This is a genomic window from Embleya sp. NPDC059237 (assembly GCF_042754105.1).
Lineage (GTDB): Bacteria > Actinomycetota > Actinomycetes > Streptomycetales > Streptomycetaceae > Embleya.
On sequence record NZ_JBHZAE010000032.1, the window covers coordinates 19,357 to 42,451 of the forward strand.

General features: G+C 68.5%; 19 protein-coding genes and 2 pseudogenes. 15 read left to right on the top strand and 6 right to left on the bottom strand.

The window, feature by feature from the left end; all coding sequences use genetic code 11:
* The first annotated feature begins 169 nt into the window (after positions 1-169).
* Positions 170-817: pseudogene (locus tag ACFXKZ_RS49960) on the top strand (DUF5753 domain-containing protein).
* Positions 818-1,413: 596 nt separating this feature from the next.
* Here the strand turns inward: ACFXKZ_RS49960 and ACFXKZ_RS49965 are convergent.
* A complete protein-coding gene (locus ACFXKZ_RS49965; RefSeq protein ID WP_380014349.1) occupies positions 1,414-1,572 on the bottom strand; it encodes a hypothetical protein in 159 nt (52 codons plus the stop codon).
* Positions 1,573-1,754: 182 nt separating this feature from the next.
* On the opposite strand from ACFXKZ_RS49965, the gene ACFXKZ_RS49970 reads away from it, so the two are divergent.
* From ACFXKZ_RS49970 to ACFXKZ_RS50005, 8 genes are all read left to right on the top strand, one after another.
* Positions 1,755-2,126 (top strand): hypothetical protein, encoded by a 372-nt coding sequence (locus tag ACFXKZ_RS49970; RefSeq protein ID WP_380014351.1) that lies wholly within the window; start codon positions 1,755-1,757, stop codon positions 2,124-2,126.
* 342 nt (positions 2,127-2,468) lie between these two features.
* The gene (locus ACFXKZ_RS49975) at positions 2,469-3,527 is read left to right on the top strand and encodes a hypothetical protein (RefSeq protein WP_380014354.1); all 1,059 of its coding nucleotides are present in this window, start codon (positions 2,469-2,471) and stop codon (positions 3,525-3,527) included.
* Positions 3,524-4,180, top strand: a complete 657-nt coding sequence (locus tag ACFXKZ_RS49980) for a hypothetical protein (protein WP_380014357.1) — start codon at positions 3,524-3,526, stop codon at positions 4,178-4,180. The genes ACFXKZ_RS49975 and ACFXKZ_RS49980 overlap by 4 nt, the downstream gene beginning before the upstream one ends.
* Before the next feature lie 559 nt (positions 4,181-4,739).
* On the top strand, positions 4,740-5,636 hold the full coding sequence (locus tag ACFXKZ_RS49985; RefSeq protein WP_380014360.1) for an RNA polymerase sigma factor: 897 nt from the start codon (positions 4,740-4,742) through the stop codon (positions 5,634-5,636).
* The gene (locus ACFXKZ_RS49990; protein ID WP_380014363.1) at positions 5,633-6,298 is read left to right on the top strand and encodes a hypothetical protein; all 666 of its coding nucleotides are present in this window, start codon (positions 5,633-5,635) and stop codon (positions 6,296-6,298) included. The genes ACFXKZ_RS49985 and ACFXKZ_RS49990 overlap by 4 nt, the downstream gene beginning before the upstream one ends.
* Positions 6,299-7,032: 734 nt before the next feature.
* The gene (locus ACFXKZ_RS49995) at positions 7,033-7,527 is read left to right on the top strand and encodes an RNA polymerase sigma factor (RefSeq protein WP_380014366.1); all 495 of its coding nucleotides are present in this window, start codon (positions 7,033-7,035) and stop codon (positions 7,525-7,527) included.
* Positions 7,524-8,741 (top strand): hypothetical protein, encoded by a 1,218-nt coding sequence (locus ACFXKZ_RS50000; RefSeq protein WP_380014369.1) that lies wholly within the window; start codon positions 7,524-7,526, stop codon positions 8,739-8,741. The genes ACFXKZ_RS49995 and ACFXKZ_RS50000 overlap by 4 nt, the downstream gene beginning before the upstream one ends.
* Before the next feature lie 296 nt (positions 8,742-9,037).
* A complete protein-coding gene (locus tag ACFXKZ_RS50005) occupies positions 9,038-10,918 on the top strand; it encodes a zeta toxin family protein (RefSeq protein WP_380014372.1) in 1,881 nt (626 codons plus the stop codon).
* On the opposite strand, the gene ACFXKZ_RS50010 is transcribed toward ACFXKZ_RS50005, so the two are convergent.
* Complete coding sequence (locus tag ACFXKZ_RS50010) at positions 10,882-11,187, bottom strand: hypothetical protein (protein ID WP_380014375.1); 306 nt, start codon at positions 11,185-11,187, stop codon at positions 10,882-10,884. The genes ACFXKZ_RS50005 and ACFXKZ_RS50010 overlap by 37 nt on opposite strands.
* A gap of 198 nt (positions 11,188-11,385) precedes the next feature.
* Here ACFXKZ_RS50010 and ACFXKZ_RS50015 point away from each other — a divergent pair, with 198 nt between their 5' ends.
* Entirely contained in the window at positions 11,386-14,034 is a 2,649-nt protein-coding gene (locus ACFXKZ_RS50015) for an ATP/GTP-binding protein (RefSeq protein WP_380014378.1), read from the top strand.
* A gap of 208 nt (positions 14,035-14,242) precedes the next feature.
* Here the strand turns inward: ACFXKZ_RS50015 and ACFXKZ_RS50020 are convergent, their stop codons facing one another.
* Positions 14,243-14,494, bottom strand: a complete 252-nt coding sequence (locus tag ACFXKZ_RS50020; protein WP_380014381.1) for a hypothetical protein — start codon at positions 14,492-14,494, stop codon at positions 14,243-14,245.
* A 340-nt stretch (positions 14,495-14,834) separates the two neighbouring features.
* Here ACFXKZ_RS50020 and ACFXKZ_RS50025 point away from each other — a divergent pair.
* The 4 genes and pseudogenes from ACFXKZ_RS50025 to ACFXKZ_RS50040 all read left to right on the top strand — a co-directional run.
* Positions 14,835-15,575: pseudogene (locus ACFXKZ_RS50025) on the top strand (transposase); the annotation flags it as partial.
* A gap of 102 nt (positions 15,576-15,677) precedes the next feature.
* On the top strand, positions 15,678-16,043 hold the full coding sequence (locus ACFXKZ_RS50030) for a restriction endonuclease (RefSeq protein WP_380014384.1): 366 nt from the start codon (positions 15,678-15,680) through the stop codon (positions 16,041-16,043).
* Positions 16,044-16,076: 33 nt separating this feature from the next.
* Positions 16,077-16,923 (top strand): IS5 family transposase gene (locus ACFXKZ_RS50035; RefSeq protein ID WP_380014387.1). Its coding sequence is split into 2 segments (ribosomal slippage): positions 16,077-16,840 and positions 16,839-16,923, totalling 849 coding nucleotides; the frame shifts between segments, so codons are not numbered across the junction.
* A 675-nt stretch (positions 16,924-17,598) separates the two neighbouring features.
* Positions 17,599-18,078 (top strand): HIT family protein, encoded by a 480-nt coding sequence (locus ACFXKZ_RS50040; RefSeq protein ID WP_380014390.1) that lies wholly within the window; start codon positions 17,599-17,601, stop codon positions 18,076-18,078.
* Positions 18,079-18,554: 476 nt separating this feature from the next.
* On the opposite strand, the gene ACFXKZ_RS50045 is transcribed toward ACFXKZ_RS50040, so the two are convergent.
* From ACFXKZ_RS50045 to ACFXKZ_RS50055, 3 genes are all read right to left on the bottom strand, one after another.
* Complete coding sequence (locus ACFXKZ_RS50045; RefSeq protein WP_380014393.1) at positions 18,555-19,166, bottom strand: hypothetical protein; 612 nt, start codon at positions 19,164-19,166, stop codon at positions 18,555-18,557.
* Between the two features lie 65 nt (positions 19,167-19,231).
* Positions 19,232-19,813, bottom strand: coding sequence for a dihydrofolate reductase family protein (locus ACFXKZ_RS50050; protein WP_380014396.1), 582 nt, complete (start codon positions 19,811-19,813; stop codon positions 19,232-19,234).
* 65 nt (positions 19,814-19,878) lie between these two features.
* The gene (locus ACFXKZ_RS50055) at positions 19,879-20,718 is read right to left on the bottom strand and encodes a helix-turn-helix domain-containing protein (RefSeq protein ID WP_380014399.1); all 840 of its coding nucleotides are present in this window, start codon (positions 20,716-20,718) and stop codon (positions 19,879-19,881) included.
* A 473-nt stretch (positions 20,719-21,191) separates the two neighbouring features.
* Between ACFXKZ_RS50055 and ACFXKZ_RS50060 the strand changes: the two genes are divergently transcribed.
* Complete coding sequence (locus ACFXKZ_RS50060) at positions 21,192-22,640, top strand: amidase (protein ID WP_380014402.1); 1,449 nt, start codon at positions 21,192-21,194, stop codon at positions 22,638-22,640.
* Positions 22,641-23,095 lie beyond the last annotated feature (455 nt).

The following is a 23,095-nucleotide window of genomic DNA, read 5'->3' on the forward strand; positions in this document are numbered from 1 at the left end:
CTTCCGGCGGCGCGGGATAGGGCGACCCCGCCGTCGCACGATCGACGACCGACCTCGCCCGGCGAGCCGGACCACCACGACATGTGCCCCCATAGTTGCGGGCCCGTTCCTCCGAACCCGCGACGCCCGCCGACCGCCCCCCGGGCGTCGGATTCGGGGGCGGTGACACGTGTGTGCCGAAGTTGTCGCCCGCGACGCGGCCAAGAACGGGTGGTGGCACGCGCACGTCGGGCAGATCCCGGAGATCTACCTCGACTACATCAGCCTCGAGGACGCCGCGCAGCGGATCTATGTGCACGCACCGCTCCTGGTGCCCGGCCTGTTCCAGACCGAGGCCTACGTCCGCTAGATCATCACGGCCCATCGCATCTGGAGCAGCCCGGAGGCCATCGATCGCGGAGTCGAGATCCGCCTGGCCCGGCAGTCCATCCTGCGGCGGACCGATCCCGAACCGGTGCGCGCGTGGGCCGTCGTCGACGAGGGCGCACTTCGGCGAAGCGTAGGCGGAAGCGACGTCATGCGCGAGCAGATCCGGCACATCCTCGACCTCGCAACGGAACTACCGCACGTCACCGTGCAGGTGCTTCCCTACGATGCAGGCGCATAGGCCGGGATGGAGGGTCCGTTCTCGCTGCTGGACATCGACGGCCTGGCGCTCATCCCGAGCGTCACGAGCCTGACGGCCACGCTCTACCCCGAGCCGGAAACCGTCGACGTCTACGCAACCGCGCACGAACACATCCGAACCAAGGCGTTGCCGTCTCGGGAATCGCTCCGATTCCTCAGGAAGATGCTCAACGACAAGAAGGGTTCCTGATGGCACGCGACACCGAACTGCACTGGCGCAAGGCCACGGCCAGCGAGGGCACGAACAACTGCGTGGAGCAAGCGGCGCACGACGGGAAGGCCGTGCGCAGGCGTCGAGTACGGCGGGTCCGGCCAGCCCTGTATGGGGGTTGTGCGTCAATGCTCGGTACATGGACGGGGGCTTTCGCACCCCTGGTGGCAAACGTGTGTTCGCTGCTTCGTGGAAGACCCTCGGCGAACTGCCCCACCGAAGCCTCGGGCAGGCCCCGACAAGCCGGTATCCGGTGATGGCGGCACCATGGCACGCACTCGGACCGCGGTCGGATCTCGACGGCGATCATCCCAACTTTGCCCCGTTGGGCATCCGCGGCCGCGACGCCGTGTCCGTGGCGTCAGCGGTCGCTGTGGGACACGGGGAAGAATCCGGGTCTGTCGGTGTCCGCGCGGGCGAATCGGTAGGCGCGGCAGCGGGCGATCGCGTCGGCGGCGGGTCGCCGTTTTCGATGACGACGGCTGTCCCGGGAAGTCGAGCATGCTTCGGTAGAAGTGGTCCACGACGGTCGAGGTCATGTCGACGTCCTCGCCCACGGGGTTGCTGATGGTGTCTTAGGTGGCGACCGGTGAGTCGAGGACGACGAAGCCGGGGTGGGGTCGCGCGTTGGCGAGGCCGTAGCGGGCCAGGGCGGTGGTGAAGGCCGAGTGCAGGACGGATCGCACGCCCTTGCCTCGAACCGCGCGGGGTCTGCCTTCGGCGCGGACGTCCATGGCGTACTGGTCGTATTCCGCGTACTCGACGGAGGGGACCTTCCAGGAGTCCAGGGTGTCGCGGAGTGTGGTACCGAACGCGGCAGGCTCCGGTTCGGCACGTATGTGGCGGCGCGGCGGGTGGGTGTGGCCGTCTCGCCGTCCAGGAGGGAGCGGCGTTCCTCCAGTTGTGCGATCCGTTCGTGGAGGTCGAGGTTGCGTTCGATGGCGGAGCGGGCCTGTGTGGTCTCGTTCATGCGCTCGCGCATGGGAGCCATGAGTTCCTCGGTGTCGGCACGTTCCCGGTCGATTGTGATATCACTCCCAGGGTCGCGACGACAGCAGATCCGGTCGGCGAAACCGGCTGGGCTTCCGGCGCCCACGTCCGGGCTCGTCATGCGGCCCACAGAAGTCAATCGCCCGGTGTCTCGGTCGGCATTTGCGAAACGGCGGCGAACGCAAACGCAAACGCCGGAACCGCAGGCACCCACGAACACTGCGGAGAGTCGCTTGGGCTTGTCGGTGAACGTGACGTCGAGTGGCGCTACTCACTGGACGGCGGTGCACACGTTTGAAGGTGTGCAGGACTCCGCTCGCGAGTGCCTCGAAAGTTCTTGCGGTTTCGGTTGGACGCGGACGGTCTTCCGTGCGGGATACCGGTGAAGGCAGCTCGCGCGCCTCAAGACGTTCCCGGTTCGAGCCGGTCGCGTCCGGGGGCGCGCAATTCCACACATCGGAAGGATCGCCGTCTTGAATGGCATCTGTGGTCCCGACGACGCCGGAGACATCTGGCTTGTCATAGGTGTGCCCGTAGTCGGCCCCCCATCGCGTCCGGTCGCGATGGCCCGTCCGTACTGCTCTGTCGTTACTTGGTGCCGAGTCGCGCGTGGAGTGTGCGGGAACGGTGAGGGACTACGGTGAGCGAGTCGACTGAGTGGCGAGACCCCGAGGCGTTCGACCCGACGGACGCGGCGGAGATGGTCGACTTGGGCCTCACCGCGATCGAGGTCTTGGACGCGTTCGACGTCTTCGAGCCGGAGCGGCTTCTGGACGCGTTCAACCTCGCCGATCCCGAGCGGCCATTCGATCACACCGAGGCCCGGGACATGGACGACGGCTACGGGATCGACCCGACCAGGGCGCTGCCGGACGATTTCAGCATCTTCCTCCATAGACACATGCTCTGCCTCACGCAGTTTGCGTTTCGCTACGTGGACACGCGGGAGGAGGCCGAACAGGCCGTATCGCGTGTGATGGTCGAGGTGTCCCAGCGGTGGCACGAACTCGCCGAATCAGCAAAGCAGTTCGTCTTCCGTCGTCTGCTGGAGATCCTGGAGGACCGGGCGGGCGGGCGAGCCCGTGCCCGACGTGCCATCGCGCCGCATCGCCCGGAGCACGGACGTCCCAACGTTCCGGCGCGTCCGTGGGCGGACGCATTCGTTGGGTTCTCACGCGCCCATCGACCAGCGCTGGTCCGTTACGCAAGCAGGCACCCGGGGGTCGTGGACCGAAACAGCGAGGACGTTGTCACCGAGGTCCTGCTCGCCATGTACATGCGGTGGGATCTCATCGCCGAGCACCGTAGCCCACCGCAGGTCCTTGCCTACCGCATTCTCCAGAGGATGGCCGACAGCAGGCAGCGTGGTCGTCGGGGGTCCGTGGATGGAGTAGCGGTTGACTCCACCGGCCCGAGGCGTCCCTCCGACTCGATACAGGGGGATCCTTGCCGGTCCGGGTCCGAAAGGGATCTGCTCACCCGGGCGTTCGACCTTCTGCCGCCCGAGCGTGGTGCCTGTGCCTGGTTCGGCCTGGTGATGCGGGTACCGCCGGCCGACATTGCCGCCTATTTGGGGGTGACCATCTCCACCGTCCGTTCGCATCTGCACTTCGCTCGCAGGGAGCTCACAGCCATTTTGGAGGGGACTGTGCCCCTTGATCCCGTCCGGCCCCGCCCACCTCAGGGAGAGAACATATGAGCCGTCTTGAGCAGGCCCTTCGTGAGCATCGTCGTGCCCTCGACGACGCTTTCGCCGATTACGATGCCGCCGCCGCCACGCGGCGTCTGGCCTCACGTATCGTCCAGGAAGGGCTCGCAGCCTCGCTGATTCGTCCTCACGCCGTCCCGGCCCGGGGGGAAGAGCGAGCCGACGCCGGGGAGAACGCGGCCCGCGGCCGGGCCGCGGCCGAGGTCGAGCACCTGTGTCGCCTCGTCCTCGCCCGTCCCGACACCAATCGCCTTCTGGGCGACTTCGTGAACCATCGGGTTCCGGACGGCGCGATCGTGTTCGCATGTCTGCTGTACCTCTCCGGACGGGTCGAACCAGCCGTGTTCTGGTGGAAGTTCGCCGCCGGAGCCGAACAAGGCGAGGCAATGCGGTTCCTGGTCCTGCACCACCGTGCCGAGGGCGAGCCGGGCGATGCCGACTGCTGGACCGACCGCATCCTCGAGGACACCCCACCCACCGTTCCTGCGGCGGTCGACTCCGATGCCGTTGTGCCGGGCAACGCCGAAACCTATGTTGCCCGGGCGGAGTCGGCCATCCAGGCGATCGATCACCCCGACCTCGGCGAGATCTGCACACCCCGGGCCTGGCTCCACTGCCGCCTTTCGATGGCCGGGTTCGCGTGAACACCAGCCGACGACGGGCCGCGCGCCCGCCCTCGGTCCGCGGCCCCTGACGTGGGCCGCCTGCGCCCGGGCGCCAGTGATCAGGCCACAAGCACGGTCATGACTCCATGGAAGCACCCCTCCTGCCGGCCCTGCGACACGGCGCCGTTCCCCACCCCCGGAGCGGCGCCGTTCCATACTCCCGCAGGTCGCCGCGCCGGGCGGACGATGCCCGCGCGGTGATCGGTCGCCGTTGTCGAATCTGCGGAATTTCCCACCCGTCTCATTGGACACAAGCGCCCCGCCATTCGGGGTACGGGTGAAGGCCCACCCCGTGCCTGCCCAATCCGGACGCCACCCCGGCGTCACGAGCGCGGCATCCCCTCGTTTCCGGAAGGACCACTGTCTTGAACGGCACCATCGGACCCGACACGACCAGAGGAATCTGGCTTGTCATAGGCGTGCTCATCGTGGTCCTGAATCCGCCCATCCGGGCCCCGAAACAACGCGCGACCACAACCGGTACCCCCGACCATTGCCACGACACGGCGCGCTCCGCGCGCGGGAAAGGCGGGGGACGATGACCGAACTCCCCGACCATGCGGTCCATGACCCGATCGACGCCATCGACCTCTCGGACCTGCTCCCCAACGACTTCCAAGCATTCGTCCTCACCCACCAGGTCACCCTGACCCGGTACGCCTTCCAACATCTCGGGTCCGTCCAGGACGCCGAACGGGCCGTCGCGGACGTGTTGGTTGCCCTTTTCCGTCAATGGGACAAGTTGCTTCGCAGCGAGGCCCCACCCACCGGACTCGCCTTTCGTCTCCTGGCCGAGCACCTCGACGCTCGCCCCGCACCACGCGTGCCCGCACAGCGCGACCCGGCACCGGAACCGCCTGAAAAGGCCACTGACACGACGTGTCCCGGCTTCGTCGAATTCGCATACACCGAACGTCCGGAACTCATCCGATACGCACAGCGGCGACTGGGGTCGCTCCACGACGCCGAGGACATCGTCTCCGACGTCATGCTCAAGATGTACAAACGCTGGAACACACTCGTCGACCACATCAGCCCTCCCCGGGCGCTCGCCTTCCGCATGCTCCAGGGAAAGATCGTCGACTGGCGAAGGCGCCACCACCACCGCACCGAGATCCACGTCGACTTCACCGACCCCGATGCACCCGACGTCGCGTCCGCCGGGCACGATCTCGGTGACCCCGCCGGGTTCGTACCCGAACGCGCCTTCCTGGAAGGTGCCATCGCCGCAATGCCGCCCAAACGCGCCGCCTGCGCACGCCTACACCTGGTGATGCAGATCCCGATTCCCGACGTCGCCGCCTACCTGGGGGTCACCGTGTCCACGGTCCGATCCCACGTGCACATCGCGCGCAGGCAACTCGTGATGGTTTTGGACGGCACCGTCCCACTCGATCCGACCCGGACTCGCCCTCCCCAGGGAATGACAGCATGAACGCCCTCGACCGCGCTCTCCAACAGCAACGCCGAGCCCTCGACCAGGCCTTCGCGGACTACGACCCCACCGCTGCCACGCAGCGCCTGGCCTCGCGTATCGTCCAGGAAAGCCTGACAGCCGCTCTCCTCCGATCCTGCCCCGCGCCGCCTCCGGACAGCGACAAGATCCTCACCGATCCCGTCACCGCCCAGGACCGCGCCGCGACCGAACTCGAGCAGCTGTGTCGCGAGGTTATCGGCCGCCCCAGCACCAGCCGGCTACTCACCGCCTTCGTCAACGAACGCCTTCCCGCCGGAGCCGTGGTGTTCTCGTGTCTGCTCTACCTCACCGGCCGCGCGGAACCCGCCGCGTTCTGGTGGAAGTTCGCCGCAGGCGCCGACGAAGACGAAGCCGTGCACTTCCTCGTTCTGCACCACCGTGTGGCCGACGAACCCCGTGACGAGAAGCGGTGGGCCTCCCACATCCGCAACGACGTTTCGCCCGCCTCCCCGGCACAGGCGCCGAATGCCAACACGACAGACCGCTCCGCAACGGATCCGGAAACCTACGTGACATACGCGGAATCCGGGATCCGAGAGGTGGAGGATCCCGACTTCGGAGAGGTCTGTATTCCACGCACCTGGCTCCCCGGCCGCATGATGCTCGCCGGACGAATCTGACCCGATGGCAGTAGCGGTGGTTCCGGCACCCGTTGCCGGAACCCCCGCACGCGGACATGCCCCAGCGTGGATACACACCTTCTGCGTGACCCCTCCGGATGTACCGGATCCCAGGCCAGGACAAGGGATCACCCGGAGGACACCCCGCAACGGCATCCACATGTCGACGGTCGCCCGACCGGCTCGCCACAAGCGCTCACCCCCGAGGCTGCCGTCACGGTAGAACCGCGCGGCAACGACCCCTTGAGGCGAACGTCCACTCGAGTAGTCGCCCTGCGAACCTCCGCAATTGCGCGGCCACGCGCGAGGCCGCGCCTCACCCCCGCACCACCCCAAAAAGGATCTTGCTCGGGGAGTTCACGCCCGACACCCTCCCAGCCTCTTACCTACGAGGGCCGTGGCAACGCGGCCCGCCACTACGAGAAGGGGCACCTCTGCATGGATTCGGCCATGGCCGCTGTCACGATCTCGACCATCAGGACCCGCACCTTCCCCCCACAGCACCCGCGTCAGGGACGAGACCGTACCCGCGCCGCCGACACGACCCCGGTGGGGCCCCGAGGCGCACCCCCGGTATCCGCTCAGCACGGTTCCGTGGGTGCATTCCCGTGGACGGCAGTCGATCGCACCGTCGCATGCCTGGAAGGCGACGCCGCATGAGCGAGCAAAGCCTTCCTCACGGTTCCGAAGGACCCTGGTCCGGGGCGGCCATAAGCGACAGCAACACAAGCCGAATGCGAGCCACCGTAGACGAGGAGTTCTCAAGGTTCTATCGCGCCACCGTGGGACCTTTGACCGGATTCCTGATCAGTCAAGGCGCGTCCGTGACCGTGGCTGCGGACATCGCCCAAGACACGATGACCCTGGCCTACAGCAAGTGGATGGACATCCGTCTCCCGAAGGCGTGGGTCCACACCACCGCCTCCCGGGCATTGGCCAGAAGAATCGCCAACACGCGCGAGGCACCGGTCGAAGACGTACCGGAGCCGACATCGTTGCTCCCGACTCCGGACGCCCTCCTCGAATGGGAACTCCGCCAGGACACCCTGCGATGGCTCACTACGCTGCCACCGCGTCAACGCCAGGTGGTCGCCTGGACCCTCGCCGGCTTCACCCCTGCGGAGATAGCCCGGGAACTCGGCCTGACCAGCGAAGCCGTGCGCGCGAACCTACTGAAGGGGCGACGACGAGCGGCGCAGTTCGTACAGCCGAGAAAGGACAACCAGTGACCAACCAGCGCACCCGGGACACTGCCATCCGCGAGTTCGACCGACACCGACACCTCCTTGCAGCCGTCCTCGACCGAGCCCTGGACGTCGAGGCGGGACTATGCGAGATCCTGCTCCAATCCCGCCACGCCACACTCGTCGACAACCTCGTCGAAGTCGTCGACATCGAAGGCGGGCTGGCGGCGATCGTACCTCGGGAATACTCCCCGTTGACGCAGTCCTGGCCCGATCCCGTCGTCTCCCCACCAACCCCAACCACCGTCGACACCGAGCAGGACCAGCGCCTCCTGCTCGAGCGATTCGTGCAATCCGTCGATCCTCAAAAACGACTGGCCCTCCGCCACAGAACACCGGTGACGTCGACCCTCCGAGATCTCGCGCTCGCGGGTCGCATCACCCGGGAGCTGCGCCACGCACGCCGCCACACCACGAACCTGCTCGACGACCTCGTGGACGCAGCTCGCGTGGACCCGAGCGACGAACAGGTACGCTCCCAAGCCCGGGAGCACCACGCCCTGCGCGGAATCGGCGGTATCCACCAGAAGATCCTGAGCTTGGCCTTCCACGTCCTGGACCAAGCCTGGACAACTGCCGACACTCGCAACAACACCACCAGGCTCATCGACGCCGTCAGTGATGCCCTCGAGTGCTCCAAACGTCTCCTCGACCCCAATGCGTGGCCGCTGCCACCGGTCCCAACACAGATGTGGAGCCAGGCGGACTCCACAAACCTTGTGCATGCCCTGACCGCCGCCGTCACATACGCCGCCCGCCTCGCCCAACGATCCCTCACCGAGGCGCGTCACGAAATGGGACTCGTCCTCGGGCGCTTCCCTCTGAGCCTCAACGAACGATCGCTGAGAGCCCTGATCCACGACTTCACGACCTCCGACCTCCGCGATCTGGCGCTGACCACCGACGAACTCACCGGCGTGCTCTGGTCCAAGACCGGAACCCGATGGCCCGCGTCGATCGACATCGACACTCTCGAAGCCCACTCCCAGGAAAGCCCCCACCAGAGCGGAATCTTCCTGGTCCGGTCGCCGTCGATCCCCACCGCCACAACCGGCGCCGGAGCACCGACCCGACAACCTGCCCTGCCGCGCGCGGCGGACCATACACCTTCCGCAGGAACCAAGCGCATCGGCACGTGCGTCGATGCACTTCGGCCGCGAGCCATCGACGTCGAGGCGGAGCCGACTCGCCGCGTCTGATCCGCGGCCCGTCGGTCGCGACAGCCGCAGCCATCGTCGGCGAACCTTCCCCGCGACCGCAGCGCATGCCGCGCCGCCACATCCAGATACCAAAGGACACGACCCGGCGATGCCGCTCGCCGGATCACCGCGGCGCCAATTCGACGCAGCAGTAGGTCCTACGCCGTGAAGTCGCCCCCACCCAGAGGACAACGTAGCCGTTGGCCGTCCTGTCCCACCGCCCGAACGCATCCGGCGGCAACCCCACCAACCACCGGACACAGCGGCTTTCGTGTCCGCTCCACGGATGGAGATCGGTGACCACCCACGAACCACCCTCGCCCCGTGCGTTCCGACCAGGACGTGAAGCCGACCCGGGCGACGAGGAGCACCGCAATGTGATGGCCCGGACCATCCTGCCGACGTCGACCCATGGTGCCATCGCCCAGAACCACCCGGTGGTCGTGTTCGTCGCAGGTCAACCCGGCGCCGGCAAGACGGCGATTGCCGATCTGATCCAGGCGGCCCTCGATCACCGCGGCGGCTCGGTGCGAATCGGCGCCGACCTCTACAAGACCTTCCATCGACGCTACGCCGAATCGCTGGTTCGGGATGCCCGTACCGCAGGTGCGAAAGTACGCGCGGACACCCGCGGTTGGCAGGCCGAACTCGAGGCATACGTTCGCACGCAGGGATTCGATGCGGTGGTCGAAACGTCCCTCGCCGACGGCGACGCGTTTCGCACGGATGCAGGGATGTTCCGATCCGCCGGATTCCGGGTGGAAGTCCTCGCATTGGCGACATCGGAGGCATGGAGTCAACTCGGAGTACTGGACCGCTATATCACCGGGGCCGCCGACAGCTGCGGCCGCTACGTCTCCTGGGACAATCACGACCACTGCGCACGGGCCCTGCCCCAGGTGCTCGCGATGATCGAGACGGAATCCCTCGCGGACCGCCTCACAGTGGTACGCCGCGATACAACCCTTCTATATACGAACGAATTGGACGCCGACGGGTCCTGGATTCGCTCTCCGGCAGCAGACCGGGCAGTCCTGGGAGAGCGGACCCGACCATGGACCGCACGGGAGACCGTGTTCTTTTGCGCGAACCTGGCCGACACCCACGACCGTGTCCATCGCGAGCCGTCGGGCGGCGACCAGCAACTCACCGCCCGACGCGACGGCAAACGCGCTCTCGCCCTCGCCGAACCGGTAAGGCGGATCGCCCGGGCCGTCATCGAGCCGCCCGGTGTCGACTACCACCGACTGACCACCGCCGAACACACGTGGATCTTCGAAGAATTGATCGTTCCCGACCTCGGCGAAATCACGGCACACGAACATCCGAATATGTACTACGTCATGGGCCAACCCGGTTCCGGGAAGACACGTGCCGCCCGCCTGGTCCACCGTGCCCTCCACCAGCGCCACCCCACCCGTATCGTCGCCGAGAACTTCAAAATCTGTCATCCCGACTACCTGCAACTGCTCCAAGAGTGCCCACGCAGCGCTTGCAAACGCATCCGCGCCGACTACCAGGCCTGGCGCGAAGAGGCCAAGGCCCACGTCCGCACCCGCCGCGGCGACATGATCGTCGAGATCGCCCCCGGCAGCGCCGCTGCATTCACCCGCGACGCAATCCTGACTCGACAGGCCGGCTACCGGATCGAACTGGTGGTCGTTGCCGCACGTCCCGCCGACAGCCGCCAGGGAACCGCCGCCCGATATGCGCAAGCCGACCAATCCGGCCCGGCCCGTTTCACTACCGTGGCAGGTCACAATCGCTGTCTCCGCGCGGTGTTCGAAGCTCTCGAGGTCGCCGAGCGCGATGCACTCGTGGACTCGGTGATCATCATGCGGCGGGACCAGACCGCGGTCTATCGCAACGAGCGGGGCCCGGACGGACGGTGGGTTCGCGCGACCGGTGCCGCGTGGGCACTGCTACGCGAGCAGTGCCGTCCGTACACGGCATGCGAAGCAGCCGAGTTCCTCACCGTCCAGAGGTGGTTGTGGCAGGCGTTGCCCCAGCACCGGCACGAACTGGCGGACATCGCGGGACTCGCCGCACCCTTGATGCCCTCGTCAATGCGACCGCCGTCCCTCGTCGCGCCACGGACACTGGCCGAGCTGCCGGTGCCACGCACGCTTCCGGACACCCACTACGGTCCGGCGAGTTCCACGAAGCGCGCATCGTAGGCGGCCGCGACCACTACCACCTGTTCCGGAGGCGCCGTCTCCAACGCTTGTCGATCCGCCACACACGCCTGCCTCTCGATTCGCAGCCGCACCAGGACATCGGCGTTCGGCGTGCGGGCCCTGGCCTCAGCGAGAATCCGCGTGGTGTACCAGCCGATCACTTGCTCCATCAGCGCGAATACGCGCTCGTAATCACCCTCCTTGAGACCACTCGATGCCACCGCGCCGAATACGCGCGGTGCACCGCAGGATCCAGAGCGAAACTCCACGAAGGCCACCTTTCGACGGGGCAGAAACACACAACAAACATCATTCTGTGTCACGTCGATGGTTCCACACGTCGTGCCACCCGCCCCGCCGACAACTGGCTGGGAAGAGGGGGGTGTCACCATACGTCGGCCGCTAGGTTGGCGTTCGGCGGCCATTAGCTGGGGGTGGATGTGACAGGTCGGCGGGATCTGAGAGCAGTGTTCGCTACGAACGAGCCGGGCCTGGACACCGACGAGGCGTTCGTCAACCGCCAGGAGCAGTGGTCGCTCGTCGGAGCCGCACTCGCGGAACACCTACGTGTCACCGCAGACGTCGACGTCGAAGACCTGGAGGCGCCTCGGAACAACCTGATTGTTTTCCACGGCGTGGGCGGCGTGGGCAAGTCCACTCTTTCGCGCAAGGTCGAGGCATCTCTCCCCGGCCACAAGCGCCGACCAGCCCAATGGGGCGAACCTCCCTGGACACCCGACGCCGGTGACCAACTCCTGCCTATACGCATCGACCTCGCCCGCTCGGCCGGCACCGACTTCGAACACGTCCTCCTCACGATCCGCTTGGCCTTGGCCGACAAGGTCAATCGCCCCCTGCCCGCCTTCGACATCGCGCTGCGTCGCTACTGGGAACATGCCCATCCCGGTGAGCCCCTCGAGGAGTACCTGCAGCGGCGAGGTCTTGCAGGCAGGGCCGCTAGAACTCTGCCCCAACAGATGCAGGCAGCGCTGTCGGAGGTGGCCCAGGCACTCCTGCTCCCCGGCGCGGTCGGATCCGCAATCGGCCAGGTGACCACCTCCCTGGTGCGCGCCCTGCGTGAGCGTCGCCGCACCGTGCGCGCCCTCGCCGGATGCCGCCGACTCGCCGACCTCCTGGAAGCCGAACCCGACCCAGACACGCTGTCCTTCTTTCCCCATCTGCTCGCTTGGGAACTTGCCAGATTCCCGGCCGATGAACGGGTCACTCCGGTGATCCTGTTCGACACCTGGGAGGAGATCGGCGACCGTACCCATCGCGATCTCGAACGCCTACTTCAGCGCGTGGTATGGCTGATGCCCACCGCTTTCTTCGTCATCACCGGGCGCAGCCGGCTCCAGTGGGCCGACCACGCCCTGCAAGGCCAACTCGACCACACAGGTCCGGCAGCCTGGCCCGGCCTGGCCACGCACGACACCCGAACCTCCACGAACGAGCCCCACGGACGGCAGATCCTCATCGGAGACCTCTCCCCCGAGGACTGCAACGACCATCTCGCCCGTCGACTCTCCCGCGACGGCCAACCCCTCATCGACTCGACCCTGCGCGGAGTCATCACCGCCCGCTCCCACGGTCTGCCGCTCTACCTCGACCTGGCGGTCATGCGATTCCTCGAGATCCGCCGCAACGGTGGACACCCCCAACCCGAAGACTTCTCACACGACTTCGCCGCCCTCGTTGCCCGCACCCTCAGTGACCTGACTCCCGACGAACGCCACGTCCTGCGAGCGGTGACCCTCCTCGACGCCTTCGATCTGTCCCTGGCCACCCGCACCGCAGGCATGACACACCAGGCACCGGCTCAACGCCTGATCGAACGACCCTTTGTCCGCGAAGATCCCCTCGCCCTGCGGCCCTATCACGTGCACTCCCTCATCCGCTCCACACTCCGCACCGCCGACGACCGCACCGACGACCGCTGGTCATCCCAGGACTGGAAGGCTGCCGCGGAACGCGCCCTCGAAGCACTCGGCGACCAATGGGCCGCCGGCCCCGCACACGACCGCCCACTGCTCGTCGACTGCCTACGTCAAGGTCTGCGCCTGGCCGCGGACTTCGTACTCGACCTCGGTTGGCTCGCCGAGGCCGCCTGGCGCTACGTCGGCGACTCGGTGTGGGAACCTCTTGCACCACCACCGGGCCTCCCCAGCGCGCGCGGACAGTCACTCGGCACCCCCGCTGACGCCTTGATCGAATTGCTCAACACACTCGCCCGCCGCCAACACGAGCACCGCGAGCGAACCGCCGACCGCCTCGCCGCCGTCGCCACCGGCGGTCTACTGCCCACGGATCTGCACGAGATGACCATCTACTACCTGGCGAAGGCCCAACGCGACCTCGGCCGGTCCGCCGCCTCGCGTCAGGGCATGGAACGCGTTGCCAACGGCGGAAGTCGACTCGCTCCCGCCGCGCGCCGCGGCCTGGCACACCTCGCCCGCCTCTCCGGAGACTTCCCCACCGCACTCGCTACGGCTTCTGCGCTCGGCTGGAACGGACGCCACCGACGCGTCGAAGGCGACGTCCGATGGATCCAGGGCGACATGAACGCCGCTGCCGCGGCGTACGAGGCCGCCCGCACCGAAGCGGAACAACACGGCGTCGCAGGAGAGCGCGCAACAGCCCAGGCCCAACGCGCCTTTGTCCTCGCCTTCACCGACCCCGTTCTCGCGGACGACGAACTCGTCCTGGCCCGACAACTCCTCGCCGGGCTCGATCTGCGAGCCACGACGCTCACCACCCGTATCGCCGCCCTCGTTCGCGATGCCGGAACGGCTGCCGACATCGAAGACCATGCCCTCAGGCTGCGGACCGAAATTGGCATTGCAGGCCTGGCCTCCGCACACCCCACACTCGAACTCGCGGTGTGCTTCCACTACGCAGTCCTAGCCGACCTCCCCAGAGTCACCGCCTCAATCCGCCGCTTGGATGACCTCGCTCGCAACGGTTCCCACACCTACTATGCAGACATCGCGTACTACATGGCCGACCTGCCCCTTCCCGCTCCTTCGTCGGCACAGTGGATCGACGGCGAGATCCAAACCCGGAACCGATGGCGCGCACTCGTGACTGATCGACAAGCACACGTCATCCCTCGATAAGGCTTGGCGTTCCTCCGTGTCCTGCCGCAAGGTATTCAGCCGGGGGACGACTACCCAGGCCTGCGGCCGGCCCCGCCGCGGCCCCGGCTGATCCACCACAGCACCGCGCGCCACGGGTCCCGTCCGGACACGTGCCCCACCTCGTGGGCGCGCCGAGCCAGGAGTTCGGCCGCCCGCGTCTGGTCCTCCGCCACGTCGACCGCGGGCACTATCTGCGGCCCGCCACCTGGGCGGTGAGCTTGCCCAGGGCAAATCGCAGCCGTTCCAGCGTGTCGATCAGCACACCCGACCGGTCCTTGGCGGTGTGGTGCTCGACGGCGACGGCCAGGGCGAGCGTGGCATAGACCTGTGCGAGCGCCGCGGCCTCCTCCGGGCTCTGGTCGCTGTCGTCCCACGCGCGTTTCGCCAGCGTCCCCGCGTTCTTGCGATACCTCTCGAACAACTCCTCACGCGTGCCCACGTTCCCCCTCGTCGTCGCCCCTCCGGTCGATACCTTCCCGGCGCCCCCGGGCACGGAACCGGCGCCGGCCGTACTCGAACGCGTCGGCACCGCCTCAGCACAGGATGTGTCGTCCACGGGGCACCGGGGCCTCGGCAAGCGGCCGGTGGCAGACCTCGCAGCCGGCCCCGCGTTCATCGCCCGGGGCACCGGCCGCGCCGGCGGCAACGGACCGGGAACCCAAGGGCGTACCGGCTCGGAAGCGGCTGCGCGTCGTTCCCGGGCCCGTTCACGGCGTCGGCTCTCGTACCGTTCGTATCGGCGCCCGGCCGCGTCGGCCGGAGGCGGTCGGCCCTGAACAGGCGGCGTCCACGAACAGACCACACGCGAGCGTTGGCACCAAGTCCACGACCTGCTCGGCCAAGGCGTCAGCCTCCTCGAATGCGCCCGCCGGCTGGATGTGTCCCTGAACACCGTCAAACGCTACGCGCGCACACGCGAACCCGACACGCTGCGACGCGCGCCGCGCTACCGGCCGACGCTGGTGGACCCCTACCGGGACCACCTGCGCGCGCGCCGCGCGGTCGACCCGGCCGTGCCCGTGCCCCAGCTCTTCCGCGAGATCAAGGAACTCGGCTACACAGGCAGCTTCAACCTCCTCTACCGCTACATCACCCAGGGCCGGGCCGAGGGCGACCGGCCCGTGACCACCCCCAGACGCTTCGCCCGCCTTCTCCTCACCCGGCCGGACAACCGCCGCGAGAAGGACGCCGACCTGATCCGAGACCTCGCCGCCGCATGCCCCGAGATGACGCAACTGAACGTCTTTATCGGGGAGTTCGCCTCACTGCTGACCCCCGGCCCAGGGAACGACGCCAGGCTCACGACATGGATCGCAGCCGTCCGCGCCTCCGAACTGCCCCACCTGCACGCCTTTGCGAACGGCCTCGAACTCGACCGCGCAGCAGTCGACGCCGCACTCACCACGCCCCACCACAACGGACGCACCGAAGGCGTCAACACCCGAACCAAACGCATCATGAGGCAAATGCACGGACGTGCCGGATTCGACCTCCTCCGCCACCGCATCCTTCTCCCATAACGCTCACGCAGAGCTACCACCGAATGTGAGGCAGACCCGTTAGTTTTACAGTCCCGCTGCGGACGTCGGCGCGAACTCTTCTCAGCGCACGGCCGGTTGGGGATGATTGCCGGATGTCCGTTGACGGGGGATCTTCGCAGCGAGGGCCCGGCGGGTCGGCGGTACCGCGACGGATACCGGGTGGAACGCTCCGGAGGCGGCGCCGGCGACCTCTGCGCCGACATCATTGCCTCCCACCGGACCCGGGGTCGGGTCGTGCTCCAGTGCAAGCACACCACCCGAATCTCCTCGATCGCTTCCGGCGACATGCAACGACTCAGCGGAACGGGACGCCCCGTCCACCGAGCCGACACGGTCATAGCCCTGACCAACGGCGCCTTCCCACGAGTTGCGTCGTTGGGCAACCTGGGGCAACCACCTCGTCGACATCCTAGAGGGCGTCTGAGAAGGGTTTTTCAGGGAAGCTGACTTGGTAGTCGCTTCTCTCGGGGGATGCGGGTCATGGTCGGGCCACGTGCTGTGTATGGGACGGATCTGTTCGATGTGGAATGGGAGGTCCTGGCTCCCCTCGTGCCGCCGCCGAGGCCGGGTGGTCGACCGCCCAAGCACCCTCGACGCGAGATCCTCAACGCTTTGTCGTATTGGCTTCGGGCCGGCTGCGCGTGGCGCCTGCTTCCGCACGACTTCCCGCCGTATCAGACGGTCTACCACTACTGGCGAACGTGGCGGATCGAGGGCCGGTGGGAGGCGATCCTGGCCACGCTCCGCGAGCGGGAACGCGTCCGTCAGGGCCGTGATCCCACACCGAGCGCCGGGATCGTGGACAGCCGGAGCGTCAAGGGCACGGAACGGGGCGGATGGCACGGATACGACGGCGGGAAGAAGGTGATGGGCGTCAAGCGTCACCTCCTGGTCGACACGCTCGGGCTGGTCCTGGCGGTCTGCAGCAGTCCCGCGAACGTCGACGACCGCGACGGCGCCGAAGTCCTTCTCGCCCGCGCCGCCGGCAAGTTCCCGCGACTTCGGTACCTGTGGGCCGACCAGGGTTACCGCGGCCGGGACTTCGTGGACGGCATCCGCGAAACCCACGGGATCACCCTCGGGGTCGTCCAACGCCGGGACGGCGGCTTCCGAAGCACCTGGGCCCCGGCCGGGGCCCCGCCACGAGAGGTACCCCTGTTCGCCCTGGTCCCCCGCCGGTGGGTGGTCGAGAGAACCTTCGCCTGGCTGGGACGGTACCGGCGGCTGTCCAAGGACTACGAGTATTGCCGGCAGTTCCGAGAGTGCCGTCTACCTCGCCACCATCATGCTTCTGCTTCACCGAACCGCAGCAAGAGCACACCCCTGAAAAACCCTTCTCAGACGCCCTCTAGACTCCACACGAACCTGGGACCACCCGACAGCGTAACCGCGGAAAGACTGAACCGAGCTGTACGGCGGCGATAAAGCACACACGCGGGAACCGACCTGAAGGGGCGCCGGCAGCCGGGAAGAGGCGGGGCTGTCGCAGCCGGGTTGGAAGCCGGTCCGCGTCGTCTCCGCGAGTGCGGGGCGGATCCGTGTCGGGTCGGGCGCAGCGGCGTTGTGGATATGACGCCGGTACGGGACCGGTTCGGGATCGGAGGATGCGCATGTTCCCACACGAGCCGTTGTTGTTGAGCGAGATCATGGCCGGTCCACGGCGCGTCAACCAGCGTTTCGATCGCCTCCTCCGCGGCGAGGGCGTCCCCGCCGAGGGGGGACGACTGACAGGCCGGATGCGCCGCGGCACGGGTAAACCGCGACGGCACCGCCTCGGTCGAGGCGGTGCCGGTACGGATCGCGGTCGCGTACTTGATCACCTGGCCGTGGTTCGCGGCCACCACGTCCCAGGGTCCGGGTGGCGGCGGGGGTCCAGCGCTTGGCGACGACGCCTTCCGCGTCGCGGTTCCTCTCCTTCGCGGTGTTGGCCCGACATCGCACCAGCCGGGCCGGGAAAGAGACTTCCCCCGCGTGGTTTTACATGCTGCCTACGCTCGTGGGCATGACAACACCTTCCGAAGACTGCTACTCCTGTCGGCAGGGCGCCTCGTACGACACCCTCCCGCCCCGCGAACGCATCGTTTCCGACGCGCTGTGGAGGGTGACGCACGCGGTCCGTACGAGCATGCCGGGCTGGCTGGTTCTGGTCCCTCGGCGCCATGTGACCTCGATCGCGGACCTGACCGAGGACGAGGCCGCCGGTCTGGGGCTGTTGCAGGTCCATGTATCGCGGGCGCTGCAGGCGGTGACCGGCTGCGCCAAGACCTACGTGGCGCAGTTCGCCGAGAAACCGGGGTTCGAGCACGTGCACTTCCACGTGGTGCCCCGTATGGCGGGCCTGGCTCCCGAGTTGCGCGGGCCGGGCGTGTTCGCCCTGTTGAATCCGACCGAGGCGGAGCGGGTGTCGACCGCGGAGATGAACCGTGTGGCGCTCGCAATACGCGGGCACCTCGGATCGGTGCCCAGCGCGTCAACGCCGTGAGTGCGGCGGCGGATCGGTGGTAGTACGGCCGTCCGGGGCGTCAGGGGACGGCGTCACGCCACGGCGCCGGTGGGCCGTCAGTCGGGGGGCCGTGTCCATGCCGAAGCGTCCCGGGCCGTTTGCGGTGCGAGCATTTCGTGGACGCAGCGGCGCAGACCGCTGGTGGAGTCGGCCCATGGGAACCATGGCACCCGCTGGAACAGGTCGCCGGCTCGGGCGGTGTCGGGGTGGGTGAGGAGGGCACGGAGGTCGTCGGGAGCGGGGTCCTCGACGAGGCACAGCCAGGCGATGCCGGCGCCGATGCGGATGTGCCGGGGACGATCCGGTGCCGACCACAGGTCGCGGGCCCATCCGGCGACGTGTGCGTCGTGGTGTTCACGGCCGAGTTGGGCGATCGCCAGAACCAGGCTCGCCTGGACCGCGGGGTCGTCGTCCGTGGCCAGTCGGTCGTGCAGAGCCGCGGTGATGCGGGTCGTCTAGGCGGTCGCCAACGCCAGGACGAAGGTGGCCGCCGACCTGACCTCCGGATCGGGGTCCGCCAGGAGTGGCAGCAGCAGGTGCACGTCCGCGGTGATGGCGTCGCGGGCGGCCTGGATCGTCCAGTCCACCGGGCAGTCCACGGGGCCGATCATCAGCGGCTCTTCGGCGACGTGGAGGAGGCCTTCGCGGGTTGCGTCGCCGAGGTGTTGGCCGCGTCCGCTCGCGGCGACCAGGGTAAGCGTCGTCGCGCGCAGGCCCGGGAATCCGGTGGCCGCGATCCGGAGCAGGAACGGCACCGCCAGGGCTGCCGCCTCGATGGTGCCGCCCTGGTGGTGCAGGCTTTTCCACAGCTGGTCCAGGGCCCGTTCGGCGGCTTCGGCGTCGGTGGTGGCGAGCGTCGTGAGGAGTTCGGGGATCTCTTCGCCCCGGCCGTAGAAGTGCGGGAAGCGCCGCCACGGGATCGCGTCGTACCGGAACCCGTCCTTGGCGTGGCGCGGGAGGGCGCTCACCACGGTACGCACGTCGCACTCGGTGCCCACCCACGGCTCCGGCCAGTGCGCCCAACGGTCCTCGTCCACAACCCCGGCCTCGACCTCGGCCTTGGACACCGCGGCTCCTTGCTCTCACTGGAATTCGCTTGTAGTGGACTGCTTCGTATTCCCGCTCGGATCGGTCAACGGCGCACGCGGTAGCGCAGGTGGAGCACCCGGTCGCCCTGGATCACCACGTCGGGGTCCTCCAATAGGTGTTGCGCGTCGAGTGACCCGAAGTAGCGTTTGCCGGACCCGAACACGACGGGCACGACGTCCATGCGCACCTCGTCGACCAGGCCCGCGGCAAGCACTTGGCCGCCGACGTCGCCGGCGGCGACCTCGACGATGCGGTCGCCCGCAAGCTCCTGCGCCTTGGCGATGGCTGCCTCGACGCCGTCGACGAAGTGGAACGGCGCCCGGGGGTCCCAGCCTTCGGGCGCCGGCCGGTGCGTCACGACGACCACGTGGTCGATCCCGCTCGGAGGTTTCCCGTCCCAGCCGTCCGTCATGTCGAAGACGTGGCGGCCGGCGACCGTCACCCCGATCTGGTCCCAGTACCGCCGGGTGTAGTCGTAGGACGTCCGCGACACTTTCACCTCGCCGCTCTCGTCCAATGGGACGTCGCCGCCGGACAACCAGTCGAACAGCGGTCCGGGCTGGTCGTTCTCGTCCGCGACGAAGCCGTCCACCGACACCGAGCCGTACATGACCACCTTGCCCACGGGGCTCTCCTCTGCTTTCGGGTGCCCCAAATTAGCGGGTCGTGAGCCGTCGCTCTTGTAGGAAATCAATCGGCCGGCAGCGGCCACCCGTCCAGCGTGTGGCCGGGATGTTCGCGCAGGAACCGCCGTCGGATGTCGAGGTATCGGGTCGGTGTGAGTCCGGTGAACGCCCGGAACTCGTGGCCGAAGTGGGCCTGGTCGAAGTAGCCCGCGCCACCGGCGAGTTCACTCCAGTCGATCGGTCCGGCGGGGTCGATCGCGAACACGGCGGCGGTGAAGCGGTGGGTGCGGGCCAGCCGCTTCGGCGTGATGCCGACGAGTTCCTTGAACCGCTGCGCCAGATGGGTACCGCTGACACCGGCCGCCAGGCTCAGGTCGCCAATCGCCACCGCCCCGCCGGTCGCCGCGATGACGCCGCCCGTGTGGCGGACCAGTCCCAGGCCGGCCCGCTCGCGCAGCCGACGCGTCAGGTCCTCTTCGAGGAGCGTCAGCATCGCGTGCGGTCCGTCGGCTGCGGCCAGCCGCTCGCGCAGCTCGGCGACGGCGGGCCGGCCCCAGACCTGCTCCAACGTCACCGGCCGGTCGCGCAGTTCGGCCGCGGGCATCGGCAGGAACGACGCCGGCCCCCACGGCTTGAAGTGCACGCCGACGGACCGGGTCCGGGGCGGGTAGCCGAACTCCAACGCGCGGGTGGGCGTGGTGACCACGCAGCCGTCGGCGTACTCGGCCGTCGCGACGTCGGTGCCGGCGCGGATGCGAAACGGCGCCCCGAGGTTGACGATCAGCAGCGCCGCCGGCATCGCCGGCAGCGTCAGCCGGGCGTACGGCGGCGCACCCTCCAGGTAGTAGAGGTCGTCGATCAGCCCGTCCAGCGGCGGCTGCGGCACTTGGGACACGTACTCCACACGCACAGCATCGCCGACGCCCCGCCGGCACCGCGCGCCGGGACGGGCCGGGCGCGCTGCCGTCGGCGACGAGGCGGGAACGAGACGGGAACGAGGCGGCGTCGACTCGGCGCCGATCCTGGACGAGCGCCCGACCGCGGACATGTGCGTGGGATACGCGTGCGGTGTGGTGTGGGCGTTCCTGTGCTCGACGAGGCCGAGCAGTCCTGGGCGCGCGAGGGTGCTCGGTGGGCGTGGGACGTCTGCCGGGTCGGCTGCTTGCGCACGTCTCGTGTGGTGGTCGTTTCGTGGCCGTCGGCCTCCGGTTGGCGCCCCTTGAGTGCGGGACGAAGCTGCCGACAGAAGTGACCAAGGCCACACGCCGATTTGATCGCCTACGCACGTTAGTCTCGGCCTTGACCGGCCCTGACCTGGGCTTTTGTGTCGGCCGCAGTGGTGTGATCGCTGCGGTTCGGGTTTTTTTGGAGGTTCGCATGACCGATGTGGCATTTCATTCCGCAGGCCGACTCGCCGCCGCCGTCGCGGCGAAGGAGGTGTCGAGCGTCGAGCTGCTCGACCACTACCTCGACCGGCTGGAGCGGTTCGGCCCGAAGGTCAACGCCATCGTCGCCCGGGACGAGGAGGGCGCGCGAGCCGCGGCGCTGGCGGCCGACCGCGCGGTCTCGCGCGGCGAGCCGCTCGGCCGGCTGCACGGCGTGCCCGTGACGATCAAGGACAGTCTCGAAGTCGCGGGCATGCGGACCACCGGGGGTTCGACCCGCTGGGGACATCACGTCTCGACGCACGACGCCGAGTCGGTCGCGCGGCTCAGGAACGCGGGAGCGATCGTGTTCGGCAAGTCGAACCTGCCGGCCGACGCCCGGGACTGGCAGACCCACAACGAGATCTACGGAACGACGAACAATCCGTGGGACCCGGCCCGCGGAGCCGGCGGTTCGTCCGGCGGGTCCGCCGCGGCGGTGGCCGCGGGGCTGACCGGCCTGGAACTCGGCGGCGACACGGCGGGCTCGATCCGGGTACCCGCCCACTTCTGCGGCATCTACGGACTGCGCCCGTCGTACGGGATCGTGCCGAGGCACGGCAGCGTCTCGGGACACGCCCCCGGGACACTGGCGGACTTCGACATGGCGGTACTCGGCCCGCTCGCCAGGCACGCCGACGACCTCGACCTGGGTCTCGACGTCCTCGCGGGGGCCGACCACGAACGCGCCCCGGCCTGGCGGCTGGAGCTGCCCGCCGCCAGGGCCCGCACGCTGCGGGAATTCCGCGTCGCGGCCTGGCTCGACGACCCGTTCTGCCCCGTCGACAGCGAGTTGGTCGCCATCATGCGAGCGGCGGTGGAAGCGGTGCGGGCCGAGGGCGCCGCCGTGGTAGAGGGCGAGGGGCCGGTCGGGCTGGAGGAGACGATGGCCCTGTATCAGCCGTTGCTGATGGCGCAGAGCGGGTTGGTCGAGTCCGACGAGTCGTATGCCGGGCTCGTGGAACTCGCCGCGACGGAAGGTACGGCGGGCGGGTTCGCGTCGGACCTGACGCTCCGCTTCCGGGACTGGCACGCGCTCGACGAACGCCGGCAGCACTCCCGCCGCCGCTGGGCCGAGTTCTTCCGCGACGTCGACGTACTCCTGTGCCCGGTGAGCCCGACGGCCGCCTTCCCGCACGACCATCGCCCCGACCCCACCTGGTCGGTCCGAACCCTGCGCGTCGACGGCGCCGACCGACCGTACCGCGAAATGCTCACCTGGATGGCGCCTTCGGCGGTCAACCACCTGCCCGCGGCGGTGGCGCCCATCGGGGCGACCCGGGACGGACTCCCGGTCGGCATACAGGTGATCGCGCCCTACCTGCACGACCGCACGGCGGTCCGGTTCGCGCAATGTCTCGCGAAGGTGATCGGCGGATTCCGCCGCCCACCGGGATTCTGAGCACCCCCGGCCGATCGCGCAACCGAACACACCCCCGGAGGCACCCGAGTTCCCGACGTCAAGCTGTCGACCTGACGGGTTGCCACGCGTGGGCGTAGCGGGAACGGCGCATCCCCTGCGCCGGTCGCCTTGAAGGCTCTGCCGAAGCCGTCGGCCGCCGCAAGGTCGCCCAGTCCGAGATCGACACGAACCCATTGTCCGAGTCGTGGCGGCTTCCAACGTTGCGCGCCTGGCCCGATGCCGGGATGCGCGGACCGGTGCGCGTACGTGTTCCCGGTCTTGGAGCGCTTCCAGCGCATGCTGCGGCGCCCGAAGAACGGCCCTGCTCCGGCACGCCCTCGGGCATCAGGGGGCACCTGCCCGAGATCCGGGTTCACTGGTACAGGGGCCGTTCGAAGAGCCGGCCGGCCGCCTCGCCGGGGGCGGGGCCTGGTGGGTGGTGCCGGCCGTGCGGG

Bases quoted from the DNA above. Each gene is read 5' to 3' on its own strand.
- ACFXKZ_RS50060 (WP_380014402.1), top strand. From the start codon at position 21,192: ATGACCGATGTGGCATTTCATTCCGCAGGCCGACTCGCCGCCGCCGTC.
- ACFXKZ_RS50040 (WP_380014390.1), top strand. From the start codon at position 17,599: ATGACAACACCTTCCGAAGACTGCTACTCCTGTCGGCAGGGCGCCTCG.
- ACFXKZ_RS49995 (WP_380014366.1), top strand. From the start codon at position 7,033: ATGCGAGCCACCGTAGACGAGGAGTTCTCAAGGTTCTATCGCGCCACC.
- ACFXKZ_RS49965 (WP_380014349.1), bottom strand. From the start codon at position 1,572: ATGGACGTCCGCGCCGAAGGCAGACCCCGCGCGGTTCGAGGCAAGGGC.
- ACFXKZ_RS49990 (WP_380014363.1), top strand. From the start codon at position 5,633: ATGAACGCCCTCGACCGCGCTCTCCAACAGCAACGCCGAGCCCTCGAC.
- ACFXKZ_RS49980 (WP_380014357.1), top strand. From the start codon at position 3,524: ATGAGCCGTCTTGAGCAGGCCCTTCGTGAGCATCGTCGTGCCCTCGAC.
- ACFXKZ_RS49985 (WP_380014360.1), top strand. From the start codon at position 4,740: ATGACCGAACTCCCCGACCATGCGGTCCATGACCCGATCGACGCCATC.
- ACFXKZ_RS50030 (WP_380014384.1), top strand. From the start codon at position 15,678: ATGATTGCCGGATGTCCGTTGACGGGGGATCTTCGCAGCGAGGGCCCG.